The 18951-nt window shown below is 49.9% G+C and carries 16 protein-coding genes and 1 pseudogene; 9 read left to right on the forward strand and 8 right to left on the reverse strand.

Annotated features, from left to right (window positions below):
- The first annotated feature begins 106 nt into the window (after positions 1-106).
- Positions 107-3222: pseudogene (locus tag AAIG39_RS23565) on the forward strand (multidrug efflux RND transporter permease subunit).
- Positions 3223-3242: 20 nt separating this feature from the next.
- On the opposite strand, the gene AAIG39_RS23570 reads toward AAIG39_RS23565, so the two are convergent.
- Together AAIG39_RS23570 and AAIG39_RS23575 are read right to left on the reverse strand one after the other, a co-directional pair.
- On the reverse strand, positions 3243-3593 hold the full coding sequence (locus tag AAIG39_RS23570) for a DUF1304 domain-containing protein (RefSeq protein ID WP_343194863.1): 351 nt from the start codon (positions 3591-3593) through the stop codon (positions 3243-3245).
- 131 nt (positions 3594-3724) lie between these two features.
- A complete protein-coding gene (locus AAIG39_RS23575; protein ID WP_249573257.1) occupies positions 3725-4330 on the reverse strand; it encodes a glutathione S-transferase family protein in 606 nt (201 codons plus the stop codon).
- 309 nt (positions 4331-4639) lie between these two features.
- Here AAIG39_RS23575 and AAIG39_RS23580 point away from each other — a divergent pair, with 309 nt between their 5' ends.
- Together AAIG39_RS23580 and AAIG39_RS23585 are read left to right on the forward strand one after the other, a co-directional pair.
- The gene (locus tag AAIG39_RS23580) at positions 4640-5530 is read left to right on the forward strand and encodes a LysR substrate-binding domain-containing protein (RefSeq protein WP_343194864.1); all 891 of its coding nucleotides are present in this window, start codon (positions 4640-4642) and stop codon (positions 5528-5530) included.
- A gap of 67 nt (positions 5531-5597) precedes the next feature.
- Positions 5598-6296, forward strand: a complete 699-nt coding sequence (locus AAIG39_RS23585; RefSeq protein WP_343194865.1) for an RluA family pseudouridine synthase — start codon at positions 5598-5600, stop codon at positions 6294-6296.
- A gap of 63 nt (positions 6297-6359) precedes the next feature.
- Here the strand turns inward: AAIG39_RS23585 and AAIG39_RS23590 are convergent, their stop codons facing one another.
- The gene (locus tag AAIG39_RS23590; protein WP_343194866.1) at positions 6360-6899 is read right to left on the reverse strand and encodes a DUF2058 domain-containing protein; all 540 of its coding nucleotides are present in this window, start codon (positions 6897-6899) and stop codon (positions 6360-6362) included.
- 332 nt (positions 6900-7231) lie between these two features.
- On the opposite strand from AAIG39_RS23590, the gene AAIG39_RS23595 reads away from it, so the two are divergent.
- Both AAIG39_RS23595 and AAIG39_RS23600 read left to right on the forward strand, forming a co-directional pair.
- Positions 7232-8443: an MFS transporter gene (locus AAIG39_RS23595; RefSeq protein WP_090086795.1), complete on the forward strand. Its 1212-nt coding sequence runs from the start codon at positions 7232-7234 to the stop codon at positions 8441-8443.
- Positions 8444-8484: 41 nt separating this feature from the next.
- Positions 8485-9027 carry a GNAT family N-acetyltransferase gene (locus tag AAIG39_RS23600; RefSeq protein ID WP_090086797.1) on the forward strand — a complete coding sequence of 181 codons (543 nt, stop codon included), beginning with the start codon at positions 8485-8487 and terminating at the stop codon, positions 9025-9027.
- Positions 9028-9187: 160 nt separating this feature from the next.
- Here AAIG39_RS23600 and AAIG39_RS23605 read toward each other — a convergent pair whose 3' ends face one another.
- From AAIG39_RS23605 to AAIG39_RS23615, 3 genes are all read right to left on the reverse strand, one after another.
- Positions 9188-10750, reverse strand: a complete 1563-nt coding sequence (locus tag AAIG39_RS23605) for a methyl-accepting chemotaxis protein (RefSeq protein ID WP_343194867.1) — start codon at positions 10748-10750, stop codon at positions 9188-9190.
- 1050 nt (positions 10751-11800) lie between these two features.
- On the reverse strand, positions 11801-12046 hold the full coding sequence (locus AAIG39_RS23610; RefSeq protein ID WP_343194868.1) for a YmjA family protein: 246 nt from the start codon (positions 12044-12046) through the stop codon (positions 11801-11803).
- A gap of 183 nt (positions 12047-12229) precedes the next feature.
- Positions 12230-12706, reverse strand: a complete 477-nt coding sequence (locus AAIG39_RS23615; protein WP_090086804.1) for a cold-shock protein — start codon at positions 12704-12706, stop codon at positions 12230-12232.
- Between the two features lie 351 nt (positions 12707-13057).
- Here AAIG39_RS23615 and AAIG39_RS23620 point away from each other — a divergent pair, with 351 nt between their 5' ends.
- Together AAIG39_RS23620 and AAIG39_RS23625 are read left to right on the forward strand one after the other, a co-directional pair.
- Positions 13058-13195, forward strand: coding sequence for a hypothetical protein (locus tag AAIG39_RS23620; RefSeq protein ID WP_343194869.1), 138 nt, complete (start codon positions 13058-13060; stop codon positions 13193-13195).
- Positions 13196-13997: 802 nt separating this feature from the next.
- Entirely contained in the window at positions 13998-15833 is a 1836-nt protein-coding gene (locus AAIG39_RS23625) for a M48 family metallopeptidase (protein ID WP_343194870.1), read from the forward strand.
- A 134-nt stretch (positions 15834-15967) separates the two neighbouring features.
- Here the strand turns inward: AAIG39_RS23625 and AAIG39_RS23630 are convergent, their stop codons facing one another.
- On the reverse strand, positions 15968-16711 hold the full coding sequence (locus AAIG39_RS23630) for an SDR family oxidoreductase (RefSeq protein ID WP_425503346.1): 744 nt from the start codon (positions 16709-16711) through the stop codon (positions 15968-15970).
- Positions 16712-17064: 353 nt separating this feature from the next.
- Here AAIG39_RS23630 and AAIG39_RS23635 point away from each other — a divergent pair, with 353 nt between their 5' ends.
- A complete protein-coding gene (locus tag AAIG39_RS23635) occupies positions 17065-17568 on the forward strand; it encodes a DUF1003 domain-containing protein (RefSeq protein WP_090086814.1) in 504 nt (167 codons plus the stop codon).
- A 256-nt stretch (positions 17569-17824) separates the two neighbouring features.
- A complete protein-coding gene (locus tag AAIG39_RS23640; protein WP_090086816.1) occupies positions 17825-18361 on the forward strand; it encodes a GNAT family N-acetyltransferase in 537 nt (178 codons plus the stop codon).
- Positions 18362-18538: 177 nt separating this feature from the next.
- On the opposite strand, the gene AAIG39_RS23645 is transcribed toward AAIG39_RS23640, so the two are convergent.
- Positions 18539-18951: galactokinase (locus AAIG39_RS23645; protein ID WP_484550465.1), on the reverse strand; the 413-nt coding region annotated here is incomplete at its 5' end.

The following is an 18951-nucleotide window of genomic DNA, read 5'->3' on the forward strand; positions in this document are numbered from 1 at the left end:
GGTATTTATTTTTCGTAGATGACTTGACGCTGGGTAGCGTGGAGCAGGCTAGTGAGTCGTTTTATTTTTTTATGAACGTTATGTCAGTTGACTGGAATTATTTGTGATGCCGCATTTTTTTATTGAAAGACCCATTTTTGCCTGGGTGGTCGCGCTGTTTATTGTTCTGACCGGCATATTGTCAATACCCCGACTGCCCGTCGCACAATATCCGGCAGTGGCATCGCCAGGTATTATCATCTCGCTCAGTTATCCCGGTGCCAGTCCGGATGTCATGAACACCTCTGTCGTTTCGCTTATTGAGCGCGAAATCTCAGGGGTGGATAACTTACTCTATTTTGAATCGTCCAGTGATACCACCGGAATGGCTTCGATCACGGTAACGTTCAGGCCAGGTACAGATATTAAACTCGCCCAGATGGATCTGCAAAACCAGATCAAGATTGTGGAGCCGCGTTTACCACAGGCTGTGCGGCAAAATGGTATCAACGTTGAGGCCGCTAATTCCGGGTTTCTGATGATGGTGGGTTTAAAATCCCCCACCAGCGAATATCAGGAAGGAGATTTAAGCGACTATTTCGCCAGAAATTTGACCGATGAACTGCGACGTGTGCCGGGCGTGGGGAAAGTCCAGCTCTTTGGCAGTGAAAAAGCGCTGCGAATCTGGCTTGATCCCATGAAATTACACAGTTATGGACTCTCTGTTACGGACGTACTAACCGCCGTGAGTCAGCAAAATGTGATTGTTTCACCTGGCAGAACGGGAGACGAGCCTGCGGTCTCGGGTCAGACCGTTACCTATCCGATCACCGTCAGAGGGCAACTTACCTCGGTTGAGGCGTTTCGCAATATTACTCTTAAATCGGCGGTCTCCGGTGCTCGTCTGACACTGGCCGATATTGCCCGCGTTGAATCCGGGTTACAAAGCTATGCCTTTGGTATACGTGAAAACGGTGTACCCGCAACGGCGGCCGCTATACAGCTTTCGCCCGGTGCAAATGCTATCAACACGGCATCCGGTGTCCGCGCGCGGCTGGCTGAGTTGTCAGGTGTACTGCCTGATGGAATGGAATTTACAGTTCCTTTTGATACGGCACCTTTCGTTAAACTTTCCATAATGAAGGTGGTTGAGACATTCGTTGAAGCGATGGTCCTGGTCTTCCTTGTTATGCTGCTTTTTCTGCATAAAATGCGCTGCACGCTGATTCCTGCCATCGTGGCACCCGTGGCGCTGCTGGGCACCTTTACGGTGATGCTATTAAGCGGTTATTCCATCAACATTCTGACCATGTTTGGCATGGTGCTGGCTATCGGCATTATCGTTGATGACGCCATTGTCGTGGTCGAAAACGTCGAACGCCTGATGGAAGAAAAGGCTCTCTCCCCGAAGGAAGCCACACGGCAAGCTATGCATGAAATCACGCCCGCAATCATTGGTATTACCCTGGTGCTTACGGCGGTCTTTATCCCAATGGCGTTTGCCGGAGGGTCTGTCGGAATTATTTATCGGCAGTTCTGCATCTCTATGGCGGTGTCTATTTTACTGTCCGCCTTTCTGGCCCTGACGCTCACGCCAGCACTCTGCGCAACGATATTAAAGCCCCATCATCACGCCTCCCGCCAGGGCCGCTCTTTTTCTGCGTGGTTCAACGGTCGGTTTCATACGCTTACTGCGTTTTACGCATCCGGTCTCGGATTTGCTCTGAAACGGACCGGACGGATGATGCTGCTGTATGTCGCGCTGTGCATGGCTCTTTTTTTGGTCTCTCTTCATTGCCGTCGTCGTTTTTACCGGATGAAGATCAAGGCTACTTCATGTCGTCAATCCAGCTTCCCTCGGACGCGACGATGCAGCGTACGCTTAAGGTGGTTCAAAAATTTGAAGAGGAAATCGCCAGCCAACCGGCGATTGAAAGCAACATCATGATCCTCGGATTTGGGTTTTCGGGCTCCGGGCAGAACTCGGCGATGGCTTTCACTACCTTAAAGGACTGGAAATATCGCGAAGGAACAAGCGCACAGGATGAAGCTGACCATATTCAATCAAGAATGGCGAGTGTGTCCGATGCGGTAACCATGAGCCTGCTTCCTCCGGCTATTTCTGATATGGGAACCTCCTCTGGGTTCACTTATTATGTGCAAGACCGGGGAGGGAAGGGCTATCAGGCGCTAAAAAAGGCAGCGGATGATCTTGTCCAGCGTGCTAATAAGAACCCGTATTTGAGCGATGTCTATATTGATGGTCTGCCGGAGGGATCAACGCTTACCCTTAACATTGACAGGGAAAAAGCCGAAGCCATGGGGGTCTCGTTTGATGAAATTAATCAAACCCTTTCTGTCGCAACGGGCTCAAACTATGTCAATGATTACAACAATAATGGCCGGGTTCAGCAGGTCATTGTTCAGGCTGATGCGCCGTTCCGTATGCAGCCGGAGCAGCTATTGCGTTTATCGGTTAAAAACCGCCAGGGGGAGATGCTGCCAGTGTCCACGTTTGTGACGCTTGCCTGGCATGTCGCGCCGCAGCAACTGAATCGCTACCAGGGTTATCCTGCCATTCGAATTACCGGAAGCGCATCCTCAGGCGAATCTACAGGCACCGCAATGGCGGCAATGGAGGAACTTGCAAAAAACTTACCGTCGGGTTTTGCGGGCGAATGGACAGGCAGTTCATTAGAGGAAAAGGCCTCCGCATCGCAGCTTCCGGGGCTCATTGTACTGTCGATCTTAGTGGTATTTATGGTGCTCGCCGCGCTTTATGAAAGCTGGTCTGTTCCCTTCGCGGTTATGCTGGTTGTTCCTCTGGGGCTGCTTGGCGCTGTGCTGGCGGTAATCGTCGCGAATATGACGAACGATGTCTTTTTTAAAGTCGGTCTGATAACCCTGATTGGGCTTTCTGCCAAGAACGCCATTCTGATTATTGAATTTGCGAGACAATTAATGCACCAGGGCAAAGATATCATCGAAGCGACACTCATCGCCTCCCGACAGCGTTTGCGCCCGATACTCATGACCTCTTTAGCGTTCACATTGGGCGTGGTTCCTCTGATGCTTGCCAAAGGGGCAAGTGACAGCACGCAACATGCCATTGGAACAGGGGTATTCGGCGGGATGATCAGTGCAACGTTACTCGCTGTTTTCTTTGTTCCCGTCTTTTTCGTCGTGATTGTCCGCTTTCTTGAAACGCGAACCCTGGAACACAAAAAGACCCGGAACGATTAATCTCCGCCATCGTTCGCCATTTATCGCATCAGCAACGCTACCATCGCGATTAGCGCCGGTAGCGCCTGAACATAGAGGATTTTCTTGCTGGCGGTTGCCGCGCCAAACAACCCGGCGATCGCCACGCATGCCAGGAAAAACAGTTTGATTTGAAACCCGGCGTCGCCCAGCCATAACCCCCACAGCAAACCGGCGGCCAAAAAGCCGTTATACAGCCCCTGATTGGCGGCCAGTACGCGGGTGTCGCGGGAAAACTCAGGGCTCAGGTTAAACGCCTTGCGACCGGTTCTGGTATCCCACAAAAACATTTCGAGAATCAGAATGTAGACATGGATGATGGCGACAAGCGCGATAAGGATAGTTGCTACCACAAGAGACCTTAACGAATAAGAGCAGGGTATGTGGAGTATAGATAAAGGGTTAAAAAAACGAAGAAAAATCCCTTCGTTTTAACGTGTGGATGCGGGTTAATGAATCAATTGGTTATTAACCCGCTTCGTTTTTAGCATAAGGGATATTTTTTAAACGCAGGCAGGGCCTCGCAGGAGCGGGCAAGCGACGCAATGTTTTTAAAATCGTCAGCCGGTACGACATTTGGGATCATTGACTGAATAAATGTCCACACCACCGCGCTGGTGACGGCAACCTGATCGGGGCGCTGCGGCGCCGGGCGGCCTGCCAGTAGCGCATCCCACTCCCGGCAGGCGGCTAACAATTGCTGGGTCACGCGTGCTACCCATGGCTGATGCTGCTTCTCTTCCGGTCTGAGATTGTGTTCATAAATGTTTTGCACCGCTTTTTCGCAGGCGGCGAGCGCCACCCCCAGCAGACGAAGATCCTGAGCCAGCGTGTCCGGCTGCGCAGGTAATAGTTTCTGCTCTGCGCCTGCCAGTGTCTCGAAATAATGCAGGATAAGAGATGAGTCCATTAACTGCACGCCGTTATCCAGCAGCAGTGTCGGCGCTTTGACGACCGGGTTAATCCGGGCGAAAGCCTCAAATGAGCGAAAAACCGACAGCGGCATACTTTCAAAGCCGATGCCATAGAGTTCCAGAGATACCGCAACACGCCTGACGTAAGGCGAGTCCATCATGCCAATGAGTTTCATCGTGATTCCTGCCCATACACAGCAATAGCCGTTAACTGATTGACCGTGACAGCTGTCAGCGAGATGCCCCGGTGTAGAAGATGAAGAAACATTACCGTAAATCTCCATGGACGAATATCATGGGTTTCTTACCTTATGTATCAGTTTTTCTAACATCTTTCGCTATGATCGCGCATCTTGTCATTGGCGTTAGCATTAACGGGCATAAGACCCCTGGCGTATTGACTCCGGGTGATCAGCGGCAACGTTAATAAAGGCTCTCTGGTAGTAACGTTAACGTATTGGCCCCTTGCGTTTGAGGAAAGCACTATGTCGGATTTCCCCCCTGTCGCCAGTCTGCGAAGCTTTGAGGCGGTTGCACGCCTGGGTAGCGTGACGCAGGCAGCAAAAGAGATGAATGTGACCCATTCTGCCATAAGCCAGCAAATCAAAATTCTGGAGGCGCTGGTTGGCGTAAAGCTGTTTATCCGTCACGGGCGCGGGGTGCAGATTAACGAAGAGGGGCGGCTCTATGCCTTACAGATACGCGAGGCGTTAAATCACATTTCCGATGCCACCCGGCTGGTGAAGGTTAAGCCACGCACGATGGAACTGACGCTGGCGACGGTGCCTTCTTTTGGCAATCACTGGTTAATGCCGCGCCTGATGCGCTTTCGCGAGAAATATCCGCTGATTTCGTTACGTTTACAGGTCAGTCTGACGGTTACCAGTCTGCAACAGGAAGGCATTGATATTGCGATCCGTATGGGGCAGGGCGACTGGGATGGCATGAACAGCCGCTTTCTTTTTTCTGATGAACTGATTGTCGTTGCGGCACCTGGTTACAACAAGGGCAACTTACCCGCCACGCCGGAAGAGGTGGCGAAGAGTAACATTATCTTTTCGACGGAGTCGTGGAAAGAGTGGTGCCGGAATGCAGGACTGGAAAAAGAGATTGTGCCTGCGGGGCTGCGCATCAACGATTCAAACCTGGTCCTTGAAGCCGTACGTCTGGGGAACGGCCTGGCGCTGGAGCGCCGCTCTCTGGTCAGTGACGCTATCGCTCGGGGCGAACTGGTACAGATAACCTCATTTACCGCGCCGTATCCCTGGCACTACTGGCTGGTGACCTCTGCGCAGACTGAGAAAGCGCGGGAAATCTCGCTTTTCATCGCCTGGCTTGATGAAGAGATAGCCCTGTGGCGCGAGCAGACGCAGTGAGGAGCAGATTCGCCAGGCGACGGAGAATCCGCTATTATCCGTTCTCACTTTTTCGCCGGGCAGCCTGATGTCTGAGATTATCGATACCTTTATTGCCCCGCCGTGCCATGACGAGATTGAAGTCGTCTGGCAGGATGAACATCTGCTACTCATCAATAAACCCGCCGGGCTGCTCAGCCTCTCCGGGAAAAACCCGCAAAACCTCGACTCTGTGCATCACCGGCTGGTCAATATATTCCCCGGCTGCACCCTGGTTCATCGCCTGGATTTTGGCACCTCCGGGCTGATGGTGGTGGCGCGCAACAAGGCGGTCAATGCAGCGCTCTGCCAGCAGTTCAGCGAGCGCACGGTAAACAAAGTCTACACCGCGTTGCTCTGTGGGCATCTGGCTGACGACGCCGGGGTTATCGACGCGCCGATTGCTAAAGATCCGGCGCTGTTTCCGATGATGTCGATTTGCGCTGTTCACGGCAAACCCGCACGCTCCCGCTACCGGGTCGTGGAACGTTTTTATCAGCAAGGGGAAGAGGGGACGTTACTGCCACTGACACGGGTCATACTCACACCGGAGACCGGACGCACCCATCAGTTGCGCATTCGCTGCCAGCACCTGGGCCATCCGATTCTGGGCTGCGATCTGTATGGCGGTCTGACGCGGGCTGGCACGGCGCGAACACCGCGACTTATGCTGCACGCCAGTGAACTGCATTTTGTACATCCGATCAGCGCACAACCGATCAACGCCCGCCACGCCAGTCCGTTCTGATCAGAAAACATCCGGAAGATGCGGCGGGAAGAGATGAAGGGAAGGGTAATCAGCCGTCGCTGATTACCACATCAAATCGTCAGGTATTTTGAAATCGGCGTACGGATCGTCTTCGTCCTGTACTTCCTCGCTCAGCGCGCTGTTTAACACAATGTAGCTCTCATCGCGCTGGGCAATTTTATCGGCGACAATGGCAGGGATTATTGCGTATTCGCTGTCGCCGTTGCTGTTGGTCACCAGACGTGCAATGGCGAGACGGCCATTGATCAGTTGTGTCTGCGTTGCCTTATCCACCACGACCTTTTTAATGAGGTTATTGTCGGTGAAGTTAAAATCGATATTGCCTTTGGCAATCACGATCCGGTTCATCTCAATAAGCTGCTTCACCTGCGCTTTATACTCCTTCGATAAAGCCGCCTGTTTTTGTTGCTCGCTCAGTTGTTTATCGCGCTCAAGCTGCGCCTTTTTATTCTCTTCTACCGCCTCTCTTGCCTCACGAGCCTGAACGCGTGATTTCTTCGCCGTTCTCTGGACTTTGGCCATTTTCTTGCTGGTTACTAAACCTGCTTTCAGCATCTGCTCTTGTAAGGTGAGTTTTGTCATCGTCGTTTCTAACCTGGTAAAGAATTTGCGTGATTATAACGGTAATTGTCGGGGATGTAACAGGTGTGGCCGTGCCCGTGATGTTACGCGCCATAAACCCGACGCTGGCATAAAAGAGGAGCGTAGCGGAATCAATTGTTACATTTATGTATCATGCTACTGACTTGAAAACCCGTTACTCTCTTTTCTGGCGGACAGTAAACCCCGTATCAGACGTTCAACCCGCTGATTTTAAAATGGAAGGCATGAAGGGTCAGCGTGTAAAAAAGGGCATATATTCCCGTTTTGTGAATGCGAAACCATCGCTGGATAGCCACTTAAGAAGAGGTTTCATGTCTTTACGATCACTACAGGCACTGTGTTTAGTGAATTTTTTTATGGCGGATGTCAGGGACGGTCTTGGCCCTTTTTTAGGGATCTTCCTCACTGAACATCACTGGCAAACCGACAGTATTGGCTGGATGATGACGCTTGGTGGTCTGGCAGGGCTGCTTGCCACGATGCCCTCCGGGCTGGTTGCTGATGCGTCACGGCATAAGCGGGCAATTCTTATTACCTGCGGTCTGCTCATCACCGCCGCGACGCTGCTGCTATGGGTATTCCCGACGCTCTATATCGTCGGCTTTTCTCAGCTTGTTACGGGCGTGTCTGCGGCGTTTATTGCCCCTCTGCTTACCGGCATCACGCTTGGGTTAACCGGCTCATCCGGCTTTAACCATCAAATGGGCCGGAACGAGGCGTTTAACCACGGCGGAAATATGAGCGCCGCAATACTGGCGGGTGTACTGGTCCTGTATTTTGGCACAGATGCCGTGTTCATTTTGATGACCGGTATGGCGATTTGCGCCACGATGGCGGTGTTTGCTATTCGCCATGATGATATCGATAACCGCGTCGCTCGTGGATTGAGTGGCAGCGCGGATCCTGCTGCGCTTCCCAGGCTGTCCGTCATTATCACGCACCCTGCGGTTATCACTATCGGGGTCACGCTGCTGCTTTTTCATCTGGCTAACGCCGCGCTGCTGCCGATGCTCAGTATGCGTGTGGCATCGGCGCCGGGCGGGGAAATTAGCGCGGGCGTATATGCGGCGGCGACGGTTGTCATCTCCCAACTGGTGATGATCCCCGTGGCCTTATTCGCGGCGGCCAGAGCGGAAAAATATGGTTACCCGCTACTGATTGCGGCGGCATTAATAGTGTTGCCGCTGCGCGCAGCGCTGGCCTGCACCTCAGCCGACCCGCTCTTTATGATACCGGTGCAGATTATGGATGGCGTGGCGGCAGGCCTTCTGGGTGTGGCGGTTCCGGGTTACATCGTCAAGTTGCTGGAAGGCAGCGGGCATACCAATGCCGGGCAGAGCTTTGTGATGCTGTTGCAAGGGGCCGGTGCGGCATTCAGTCCGGGCCTTGCGGGTACCATTGCGGCAAAATACTCCTACAGTGTCGCCTTCGCCGTGCTGGGGGCTATCGCATTACTGGCGCTCCTTATCTGGAGCCTGCGCCGCTTTTTTTATGGTACCCGGGAAGAGCGGCGCTCTTATTGAGGCGGCGTGGAATGGAAAAACGGAATCAACAGGGGAGTGAAATGATTTTTACGACTATGCCAGGGCTTATTATCCGGCGTTTTCACCGCAAAGACGCGGCGGCGTTTTTTGCTTATATGGCATCGCCACGGGTGCCCTGTTTTTATGATGAGAAAGTTAACACCCTGGCAGAAGCCGAAGAAGAAGTGGCTAAACGCGCCAGCGATGAGACCCAGTTCGCGGTATGTCTTAAAGAAAGTGACACGCTTGTTGGTCATCTTTTTGCTGATAACAGCACAGAACACGATCCGCATACCTGGAGCGTAGGCTGGCACTTCAACCCCCGGTATGAAGGGCAGGGATTTGCTACTGCCTCCGTCAGCGCGTTGTTCACGTATCTGTTTACGCAGAAAGCAGCCCGGCGTCTCTATGCCTATGTAGAAGACTATAACCTGCCGTCGCAAAAACTCTGCGCTCGTCTGCATATGCGACAGGAAGGCTGCTTTAAGGAATTTGTCTCGTTTACAGACGAAGAGGGCGAAGAGAGATATGACTCGACGTTTGTCTACGCGCTGCTTAAAAAAGAGTGGCAAGCGAGGGACTGAGGGCGGCGACGGCATTGGGATGTGTTAATGCTTCGGGCGTAGCGCTGTTCGCTTTTCTTCGCGATACGATAAACAAAATAGTAAAACAATCCGGTAAACGCGATATGTATTACCGGATTGTGTTGTCATTTGCTACGAATAACAGTAGTTATTAAGCTATTCAGGCGACCTTAAATACACTGACCAGATCTTTCAGCACTCGGGCCTGCTCATTAAGCATTTCTGATGCCGCTACAGACTCTTCAACCAGTGCCGCGTTTTGTTGAGTCGTGGTATCAATCTGACCGATCGCGATATTAATCTGATGCACCCCCTCGCTTTGTTCCTGGCTCGCCTGTTCGATCTCTTTAAGAATATTCGAAACGCTATTCACGTTTTGAACAAGACCATCCATTTTTCCGCTCACCTGGCGCACCATGTCCAGACCGCGGGAACTTTGCTGCATGGAATTTTCAATCAACGAGCGAATATCTTTTGACGAATTTGCTGTTTTTTGCGCGAGAACGCGAACTTCCTGGGCAACGACCGCAAACCCTTTTCCATGTTCACCTGCACGGGCGGCTTCAACCGCTGCATTAAGCGCCAGTATATTTGTCTGGAAAGCAATAGAGTCGATAAGACTAATGATGTCAGACATTTTGTCCGCAGAGTTGGTGATATTGTGGATCTCATGCGTCAAAGAGGACATCAACTTTTCATTATCTTTGGCGGTGACGCTGGCGTTTTCCGAGAGGAGAGATGCATTAGCCGTATTACTCCCGGTATTTTTCACCGTTACGGATATTTGTTCCATCGATGCGGCGGTTTGTTCAACCGAACTGGCTTGCTCCTCCGTTCTCGCCGACAAATCACGGGTGCCGGCCATGATTTGAGAGGCGCCCGTCGCGATATTTTCCGCACCACTGCGAATTTCGGTCACTATTTTCCTTAATTCTTGCTGCATATGGGCAATGGCTCCTGTCAGTATTCCCGTTTCATCCTTAGAAGTAATAATGATATCGGTACCGAGATCGCCTGCTGCAATACGAGTTGCCGCACTGACGGCATGATTGATAGGGCGCACAATGGCACGTGAAATCAGCATCGCCATGATGATCCCGAGGGCTAAACAGATCATTGAAACAACGATCATTGTCGCTTTGCTCAATGCATAGTCACCAAGAAAATCAGAATAGGATGTCTGCATTTCATTACGCTGCAGATCGATAAATTCCGTTATTTTCCCCAGGTATTGGCTTTCATACGCACGGGTATGAGTGGTGTACTCACTGATAGCAGCATCAGGATCGGTTTGTAGGTTTTTTATGACTAAAGCGCGTGACTGAATGTAAGCAGAACGCAGTTCGGATATTTTATTCAATAATAATTGTGAGGGTTCATCATCTGCTTTTTCCCTTAGCTGTTCATATAGAGCGGTTACTTGTTTGCTTTTAGCATTCAGCTCCTGCAAAAGCTGCTCTTTTTTCTCCGGTTGTGGCTCGACAATGGCATCGAGTAATAATAATGTCGCACCATTAACTTCTCTGATAACATTATTGCCAAGCGCGGTTGTTGGATAATCTTCCGTTACGATTTTGGATATTTTATCTTTGGCTTCATTAAGCCTGAAAAGAGAATTTGCAGAAATAAAGACCATCAAAAGTAATATAACGCCAAATGCCAGCAATATTTTGTTTTTGATACTTAAACCTTGTGTTTGACTGTTGAGCTTAACTTTTTTCATTTTTCTTTCCTTGTTAAATTTGAAGTTATGCCCTTCTGCTCCTGCAGAGGGCATGTAATACACATCGGCATAAAGCCAATTATGCTTAGCAATTGATCGTTAAAAACTAAAAAAAATACATTATTGATAGTTTACGGCTATTGGAATTAATTCGATTGATCGATGGAATGTTGCATAAATTTAATGCAACAAATTTCTTGAACGATTTTTGCTATTATTCGCAATCTGTGTTGAAAAGGAGGAAGTTAGCTTTTAACCGCCGAATTGATAAGGGAATTTAAAAATTGATGAGCATAGTAACGAGAGGGTATCTGACGAAAGGCATAAAGGGATAACGAGCAGGACATAAGCAATTCTTGATTATCGCAGTCGATCTGATAGCGCATTGCACCTCTGTTTCGTGCTTTTTCCTCTCTTTTCTAAAATTACCTTATAAAACGCTTTCGTCAGGCGCAGCGGCCAAAGCCACCATTTCCCGCCACGCTTATTCATGATTATCAGCAAGAGGCTCCGAAAAATAACAAGAACTCATAGAATGGCATCGACCTTGCGTGAAGATAACCTCATTGCTAATCACTGTTCATTTTAATTTTCAATGTAAGATTCAAAAACAAGTGGTGAACTTAATAATAAACGCATGCGATCCCATGTAATATTTTATAATTGAAAAACAGCCAGTTTCAGCATGGAGCCTGAGAGGTAAAAATGAATGATTTTTCTTCCTGCCTTTCATTAGGCATTTCTTTTTAAAAAGGGAAAATGGAACGGTCTGGTATACATGACGCTAATGAGTCCGACAGCGATTGTTGACCGCTACATTATGTTTCTCGTTGCTAAGTTCGGCTTTGAATTCAGGGCTGAGAATAAAAAGGCGTTGTGTCATTCAGGATGTTTTATGGCAATCCTGTTTGGAGGGAATACTGTTACTGTTGTGTCAGATGACACATATATGAATTGCAGCAGGCCGATATTATCGCCCCATGTGGACGATAAGCGAGAAGGGGACAGATACGACAAGCTGTCACCTTCCCGAAACGAAGAGAGGGGGCGCTATTCGTTGCCCCATTGGTTGAGGAAGTTCGCGATGTCATCGATACGCTCTTCATGAATGCCTGCTTCGCCGGCCATCTCTTGCTGCGCTTCTTCGCTGATCTCTTCGTTGTTCATTAAGCGGGTAATCAGTAACTGGAAATAGTGTGCCAGGGGATCGCGTTCTGACTCGCTCACCGGCTTCTCGCTTTCCGTCGAATACTCATCCACTATGTCATAAAATTTAAGCGGTATTTCGTTGTTCATAGTCGTTCCCTAAGGCCTGAGCCAGTTGATGCTGCCGATGTGGCTTAGATAATAGCAGTCTTATTTTTCCACCCGAGCGAAAATTGCCGGATTACCCCGGCGATATCTAAAGGGGCACTACGTCGTGCCGTGCCAACTGGCGACGGATGGGACGCCAGTCGGCACAGGGTGAGCCTGATGATGTCAGACCTTGAGCATTTTTACCGTGGCTTCGACGTCAATTTCATCTTCCGAAAAGATTAACGTCGTGCCCTGGAAGGTGGTGATCGCCAGTTTTTTTACCGAGCGCATTTCGCCAGGTTTCGCGGCGGATTTTGGCTTGATGTTGTTCATCAAAAGCCCTACCGACAGCACCGCATTCTCTTTATCGATGCCGGTTTCCACAGGCACCTCTTCGCTGAATACCACGAAAGACTTGATCGAAGCGAGTTTCAGACGCTCGCCTGCGATATAAATGTATTTGCTTTCCGGGATCACTTTAACCGCATAGGCGGACAACCCCTTGTTGTTGGTGGTCGGTTCGAAGGTCACTGCTGCATCTTTCTTGATCAGATCAGGGTTGGCGACCTTAATCACATGAAAATACCGGTTTTCGCCGTTTTCATCTTTGATAAATCCAAAACCTTTATCTTTAAACCATGTTGTGATTGTTCCGTTCATCGCCCTTACCGCCTGATTAATCGTTTATCTACTCAATTTTTGCAGCGCGCAGTGTAAAGCACAATGTCCGTGCAGACTACGTCTTTGGGTTAAGTGTGAGTGATAAAGGTGGGGGAGGAAAGGTGGAACGATGTGCGTGCTTCTGTAAACAGAACCCCGGCTCCGGCAGAGAAGCCAGCGGTGACCACGTGTGCTGGCAGATATTTGTTGCAGCATAAGGGGTGGCAAGCGGTTTACCTGTACAGATATCGGGCGACGCGCTAAGGCTCATGAGTTTGCACGATCTTCCATCAGCCCCTCCACGCCCTTCGTTTTTCACGGATAACCTTAAAGAGAAGGTTGCTTCTGCTGATGTTTAACGGACTTGAGGCCAATAAGAAAATCATCTTCACGGGTAGCCAACGGAATTTCTTCTTCATCAAAACGGGATGCACGTTGAGCCTGCGTATTGACCTCGGTTTTCCGGATGCGCCACCGGGAACAGGCTGAACTTCGTGGCTTCGCAATGTGAATTCTTGCTTTCCATCCAGAAGAGAGATTAATTCAGTCGTGGTGGCTGGTTGCTCCGTCATCTGAGACGATATCAACTGTGTAACCCGGCGCTGCGGTAAAGAATATTGCGGCTGACATAGTGGCTATATTCTTTAACTTTATTGCGAACCCCTTATATTGTTATTACTTTTTTGAAAATGCAGGCGTAATAACGTGGAGCCTGAGTAATGACTCAGCAAGATGGGATAATCATCTTCCACTCTGGCATTTATAGTGTTTTTTATGCCTGATAACCCAGGCAAAAAGCCACACAAATTACAGGTGAGAGAGTAAAGGGTGGGTCCCTTTTTCATGCGCAATGAAAAATAAAAAAAACAAAATGCGAATTATCCTATTGCACATAAAACAGGTGAAGATAATAAGAGTGCTTATAGGTTAGTTATTGTTTTGTATAACAAATAAATAGTTTTGTGGTTGAACTACCCATGGTCTTTTCTCAACAAAGCCATTCGCACCCCGATATTTTCCTGCTTCATCTTTGACGTTTTAATTTAATACGGCCGCGTTTTGCCTGTCTCAAACGGAAATTACTGCGGAAAGTAGCCTCCTGTTTCTATAACTAACTAAGGTAGGTTTACAATCACAATGCACCATTTGTAAAATAGTGTAAGCTTAGTGAGAGGGCACTTTCCCTTTAACTTGTACCGTAAACTCCTTCGGGAGAATCCCGCGAAAGTAGTTTTTCCCATTACACACATTGGATGAGTTAATAACGTTGAAAAGCATAACGGAATTGAAAATGGGTTATACAAAGGTAATTGTTTGGCTTCTGTTAACCCTGTTTCTCATACCAGCAATCACCTTAGTTTTTGCTGAATACGGGAGCAAATCACTCAATCAGGAATACACACAATTCTTTATTGAGGATGCACAAAAACAACATCAGGATGCGGATAAACTCGCCGGGTTCCTGCAACAAAATCCGCCTTCAAGCGTCTGCGGTCCGGTTGCTGCTGAGCTGTTGAACTATAAAAAAGCAGTCTGTGCACCGGGTTCTGAACTCTGGCAGTTCTACATGATGGACAAAGTTGCACTCTGGACGTTGATTGCCGGCGGCGTTGTGCTGCTGATGATTGTGTTATTCAGCGCGCTGGCCTTCAGTAATCGCCGCAGTCAGCTGTTAAGCCTGACGCTGGCCCGCCCGTTCCTGATGTTAGCGGGGTCACTTGAAGTGATTGTTCAGGGGGTAATGCTGGTCTGGCTCTCTTTCTGGGGAACCGCCTTCTTCACGCAAACCTACTATCCAAAACTGGTGATATTGGTGGGGTTGATGGTGTTAGCCGGTATCTACTACATCATCAAAGGCATCTTCAGAAAGCTTCCGCCGGAGGAGAATATCGAAGGCGAAGTGGTAAGCCGCGAAGCCGCCCCACAACTCTGGTCAAGAATTGATGCGCTGGCTGCCAGGGTAGGAACAACTCCGCCGGATCATGTTATTGCCGGTATCGATACCAATTTCTATGTAACAGAGGCACCGCTGCGCGTGAATGACCATCTGTTAACAGGCCGTAAACTCTATGTCAGTATTCCGCTGTTGCGCCAATTGACTCTCGCACAGGCAGATGGCGTCATGGTGCATGAGCTGACTCACCTGCATGAAGGCGACACGGCGTCTGGCGCTTTACTGGGGCCGAAACTACACCGCTTCGATCTCTATACCGCGCTGATGAGTGAAAATGTGGCCACGCTCATTGTCTACTATCCCCTTTATTTGTATCGCATGCTGTTTGAGCTGGCATGGCGGCGCAACAGCCGTGAACGTGAGTTCGTGGCCGATCGCAATGCCTCTGCGCTCATTTCACCTGCCGCGATCATCGAATCCCTGATCAAGGTTTCAGCCTATGCAAGTTATCGCTATGAGGTTGAGAAAAATCTCTTTGCCAACAACGCGCTGCATGAGAGTGAACTCGGGATCCGTAAAGCTATCGCCGCGGGTTTGCCTGCGCATGTGAATTCTCCTGGTTTTATCAGTGCCATGCGTGAACAGAATGTGCCGCATCCCTTTGATTCACACCCACCCCTGACAGAGAGAATGCGTAACGTTGGTTTTTCCGTTGAAGAAACCGCCTATGCCTCGGTGGCAGCAGAGCTCCCTACGGAGAGTTGGGTCGATTTAATACCCGTTGCCGACAACATCGAACAGCAGCTTTGGCAGAAATATGAGCGTGATTTCTCTTCTACCCATGAAGAGAGTCTGGCCTGGCGCTATCAGCCCACGGGAGAAGCAGAGACCGCGCTGGTTCTTAAGTATTTCCCTAATGTTCCCTTTACGCTGAAAGATGGTTCGCAGGTCGAAATCACCTGGCAGGGAATTGTGGTGCCGAAAACGGCTGAACTGCTGGACTGGGACAACGTTAAGAATATCAACGTTCTCAGAAACTTTGGCCGGGATACTTTACATGTACAACATGTGCAGCCGAACGCCCACGGTAAAAAACGCAGCAAAATTCCTCTGCCGGGCCTCAAGAAAGAGATTGACAGGTTCAAGGAGGTGCTCGCCTGGTACTGGCATCGACATCAAACGGTACGCTCGCTACTGCAACAGCCCGGTACGGTGACTCAGCAGGACGCGTAACAGGCGGCTCAACCCTGCAGAGAAGGGTTGGGTTGCAATTAATAAGCGGGGGAGTGCGTGCGCTACCCCCGATGATTAACAGTGAATGAAGTTAACCACGTCCGCTGCTGACCGGGCGCTCAACGTCACCTGATTCAGCCCCCGGCATTCAGATCTTCGCGAGTTGGGCCGCGAAAATAGATGCTACTGATATGGCAACTACGCGGTTGAGTCAGCACAAAACGAATCGTTTCCCAGATCGATCGTCCATTCAGCAGACGCTCCCCCATTCTGGATTGACTCTCGACAAAGCTATCTAACCCTGTAAGTTCGAAATCCGGCGGGTACAACCCGGTAACACGTATATTTTCTTCGGACAACTGCTGTGTCAGTTTAGTGGTAAATCCACTAAGCCCGTGTTTGCTCGCAAAAAAAGCGGGGTGCGCAATTGAATCCGTAAAATTCGGGACCCCGCATGAAGATATCATTGAGACGATATCAGCACTGTCTGAACGTCTTAACCCGGGCAGCAGAGCCTGAGTCAGCAGGATCGAACCTGTCAGCCCTGAACTTATGGTATTGATAATTTCTGTATCAGGCTGATCGTCTAACCTCCCTGACAACCACTGAGCAGCATTGAGGATGAGAATGTCGATGGGCTTATCTGAAAGTAAGAGCTGTGAAGAAAACTGAGAAACAGATTCAGGCCGGGTTAAATCGCAGAGAAACCCTTTTGCAATGCCGTTTTCAGCGGTGATGATGTCGCAGGTTTTTTGAATATCATCAGCCCGCCGCGCGCAAAAATCCACCTCAACGCCTTCTCGTGCCAGCCACACGCACAGCGCCTGACCAAATCCTCCGCCTCCACCGGTAATAACCGCTCTTTTTCCTCTCAACATCTTCATGCATCCTTTTTCTTAATGACTATGGGGGAATCCAGATATACATGAGGAGCGGGTGTGACATCTTTCCGTGAGTGCCATTTTTACATGAGGAGTATGAATACGCTGCACTGCAAACTGTTTTAGAGTGTGCCAGGAACAGACCCTTTCCGCGTCTGGCGCTGACCAGTTCAGCGGCGGTAACGGACGCAAACGCGGCGACGCGTAATGATTATGTTGAAGATGTCCGTTCCTGTATAACGAGCGTATAACATATTTAGCGTATGTTTTGGTACGGTCAGGCTTCTGCTCCAACTGACGATGCCGCAAATTTTGGCGATTCCGGTAACACCCCAACAGGAAGTTTTACTATGCATGCAGATAAAAAATTTCGTTTATATCGCCCCCTGAAAGGGATTACGCATACTTTCGGTGACGAGTGGTTTGCGTTGAAAGCAGAAGCCTTTGCACGTTTTTTCGGTACGCCGACCTTTCTGATTGGACAGACTATTGCGGTGATCGTGTGGATTGCGCTGAACGTTGCAGGTGTCGTGAAGTTTGATCCCTATCCCTTTATTTTACTCAATCTGGCGTTCAGTATTCAGGCGGCTTATGCAGCGCCGTTGATTTTGTTGGCACAAACCCGACAGGCTGAGCGCGATCAGGCGCATGCACTTGCGGATGCACAACACCGTGAAGATCTGGATGACGCAATGACCAGGCGTCAGTTATTAGCTGAGGAGCACTCGGCACAACTACTGGAATTACTGAAACAAAATACTCAACTGACTGAGCTGACCCGGCAAATGGCCGAGCGTATCGAAACACTCACCCTGCAACTTGCGAAACGTGAGTTTCAGGGACCACAGCCGTAAATTGCAGGTAGCGGCGAGTTTATGCCAACTGATCTGCTGACAGGCGATGAGCAGTCATCGCAGTTATCCGATCATGGCTTTGAATGGAACGAAATCACCCGAAAAGCGGGTGCTTAAGCCGACAGCTCAGTGAGCCTGGAATGAACATACCCAGTTGCAGCATCAACGCGTAATATCAAAACAAAAATGTGCTTAAACCGGAAAACATCCCTTAGCCTGAGGGATGGTATTTCCAATGACATCTCAGGAGCCTAATTTGCACGTTGAAACATCCCGATTATCCCTTCGCCCCGTACTGGCAACAGACGTCGCCGATCTGTACAGGATTTATGGCGATCCCGCGACGAACACGTTTAACCCCGCCGGGCCATATCCGGACATTGACTACGCCAAAACGGTGCTTATTCGCTGGCTCGACCTCTGGCAAACTCACGGGTTTGGAAACTGGGCAATATCACTGCTCGATAGTCCTGAAACAGTCATTGGTTTTGGTGGGCTGAGCATTCGTAGTTATGAAGACATTATGATTAATAACCTTGGATATCGATTCTCTACCGAGGCATGGGGAAAAGGGCTGGCCACAGAATTTGCGACATGTGCGCTGAAATATGGATTTGAAAATATCGAATTTAGCGAGATTTCCGCTGTTGTACGAGAAAACCATCTGGCATCGCGTAAGGTGCTCATGAAAACGGGGCTACGCTATATCAAGGAAATTCATGATGTTAAAGATGCGCCGCCGAGTCTTCTGTATTCGCTCACCGTGGATGAATGGCTGAGAAATTCAAAATAAAGCTGGCTGCATTAATGGTCACTCTGTGCGTGACGCAGTCACCTGAGGAGTGCCCTTCGGCAACATTTCCCGAAGGGCTGCCCCAGTTCCGGTCGCCATTCGACTACGCTGGTGGGCGCATATCTACTGGCATACGCTTGTAGGTAAACAAGCTGCCAGGTATTTCACCGCTTTTTTTTAAGCCAGTCCCGCTCCCGCAAAAGGTTTGCAGACATAGACGGTCTCTTTAATCCCGGTTCTGGCTTCGTACTGTGCCGCAACGGCCTCTTTCACCGCAGGCACCAGCGCTTCCGGCACCAGCGCGACCACGCAGCCGCCGAATCCGCCGCCCGTCATACGCACGCCGCCTTTCTCGCCAATGGTGGCTTTCACAATCTCCACCAGCGTGTCGATTTGCGGCACGGTGATTTCGAAATCGTCACGCATGGAGGCATGCGACTCCGCCATCAGCACCCCCATACGCTGCAGATCGCCTTTTGCCAGCGCGTCTGCGGCCTCCACGGTACGGGCATTTTCGGTCAGCACGTGGCGAACACGTCGGGCCACCACCGGGTCCAGTTCGTGCGCGACGGCGCTGAATTGATCGATAT

It is taken from the genome of Phytobacter palmae (genome assembly GCF_039409775.1).
Taxonomy (GTDB): Bacteria; Pseudomonadota; Gammaproteobacteria; order Enterobacterales; family Enterobacteriaceae; genus Phytobacter; species Phytobacter palmae.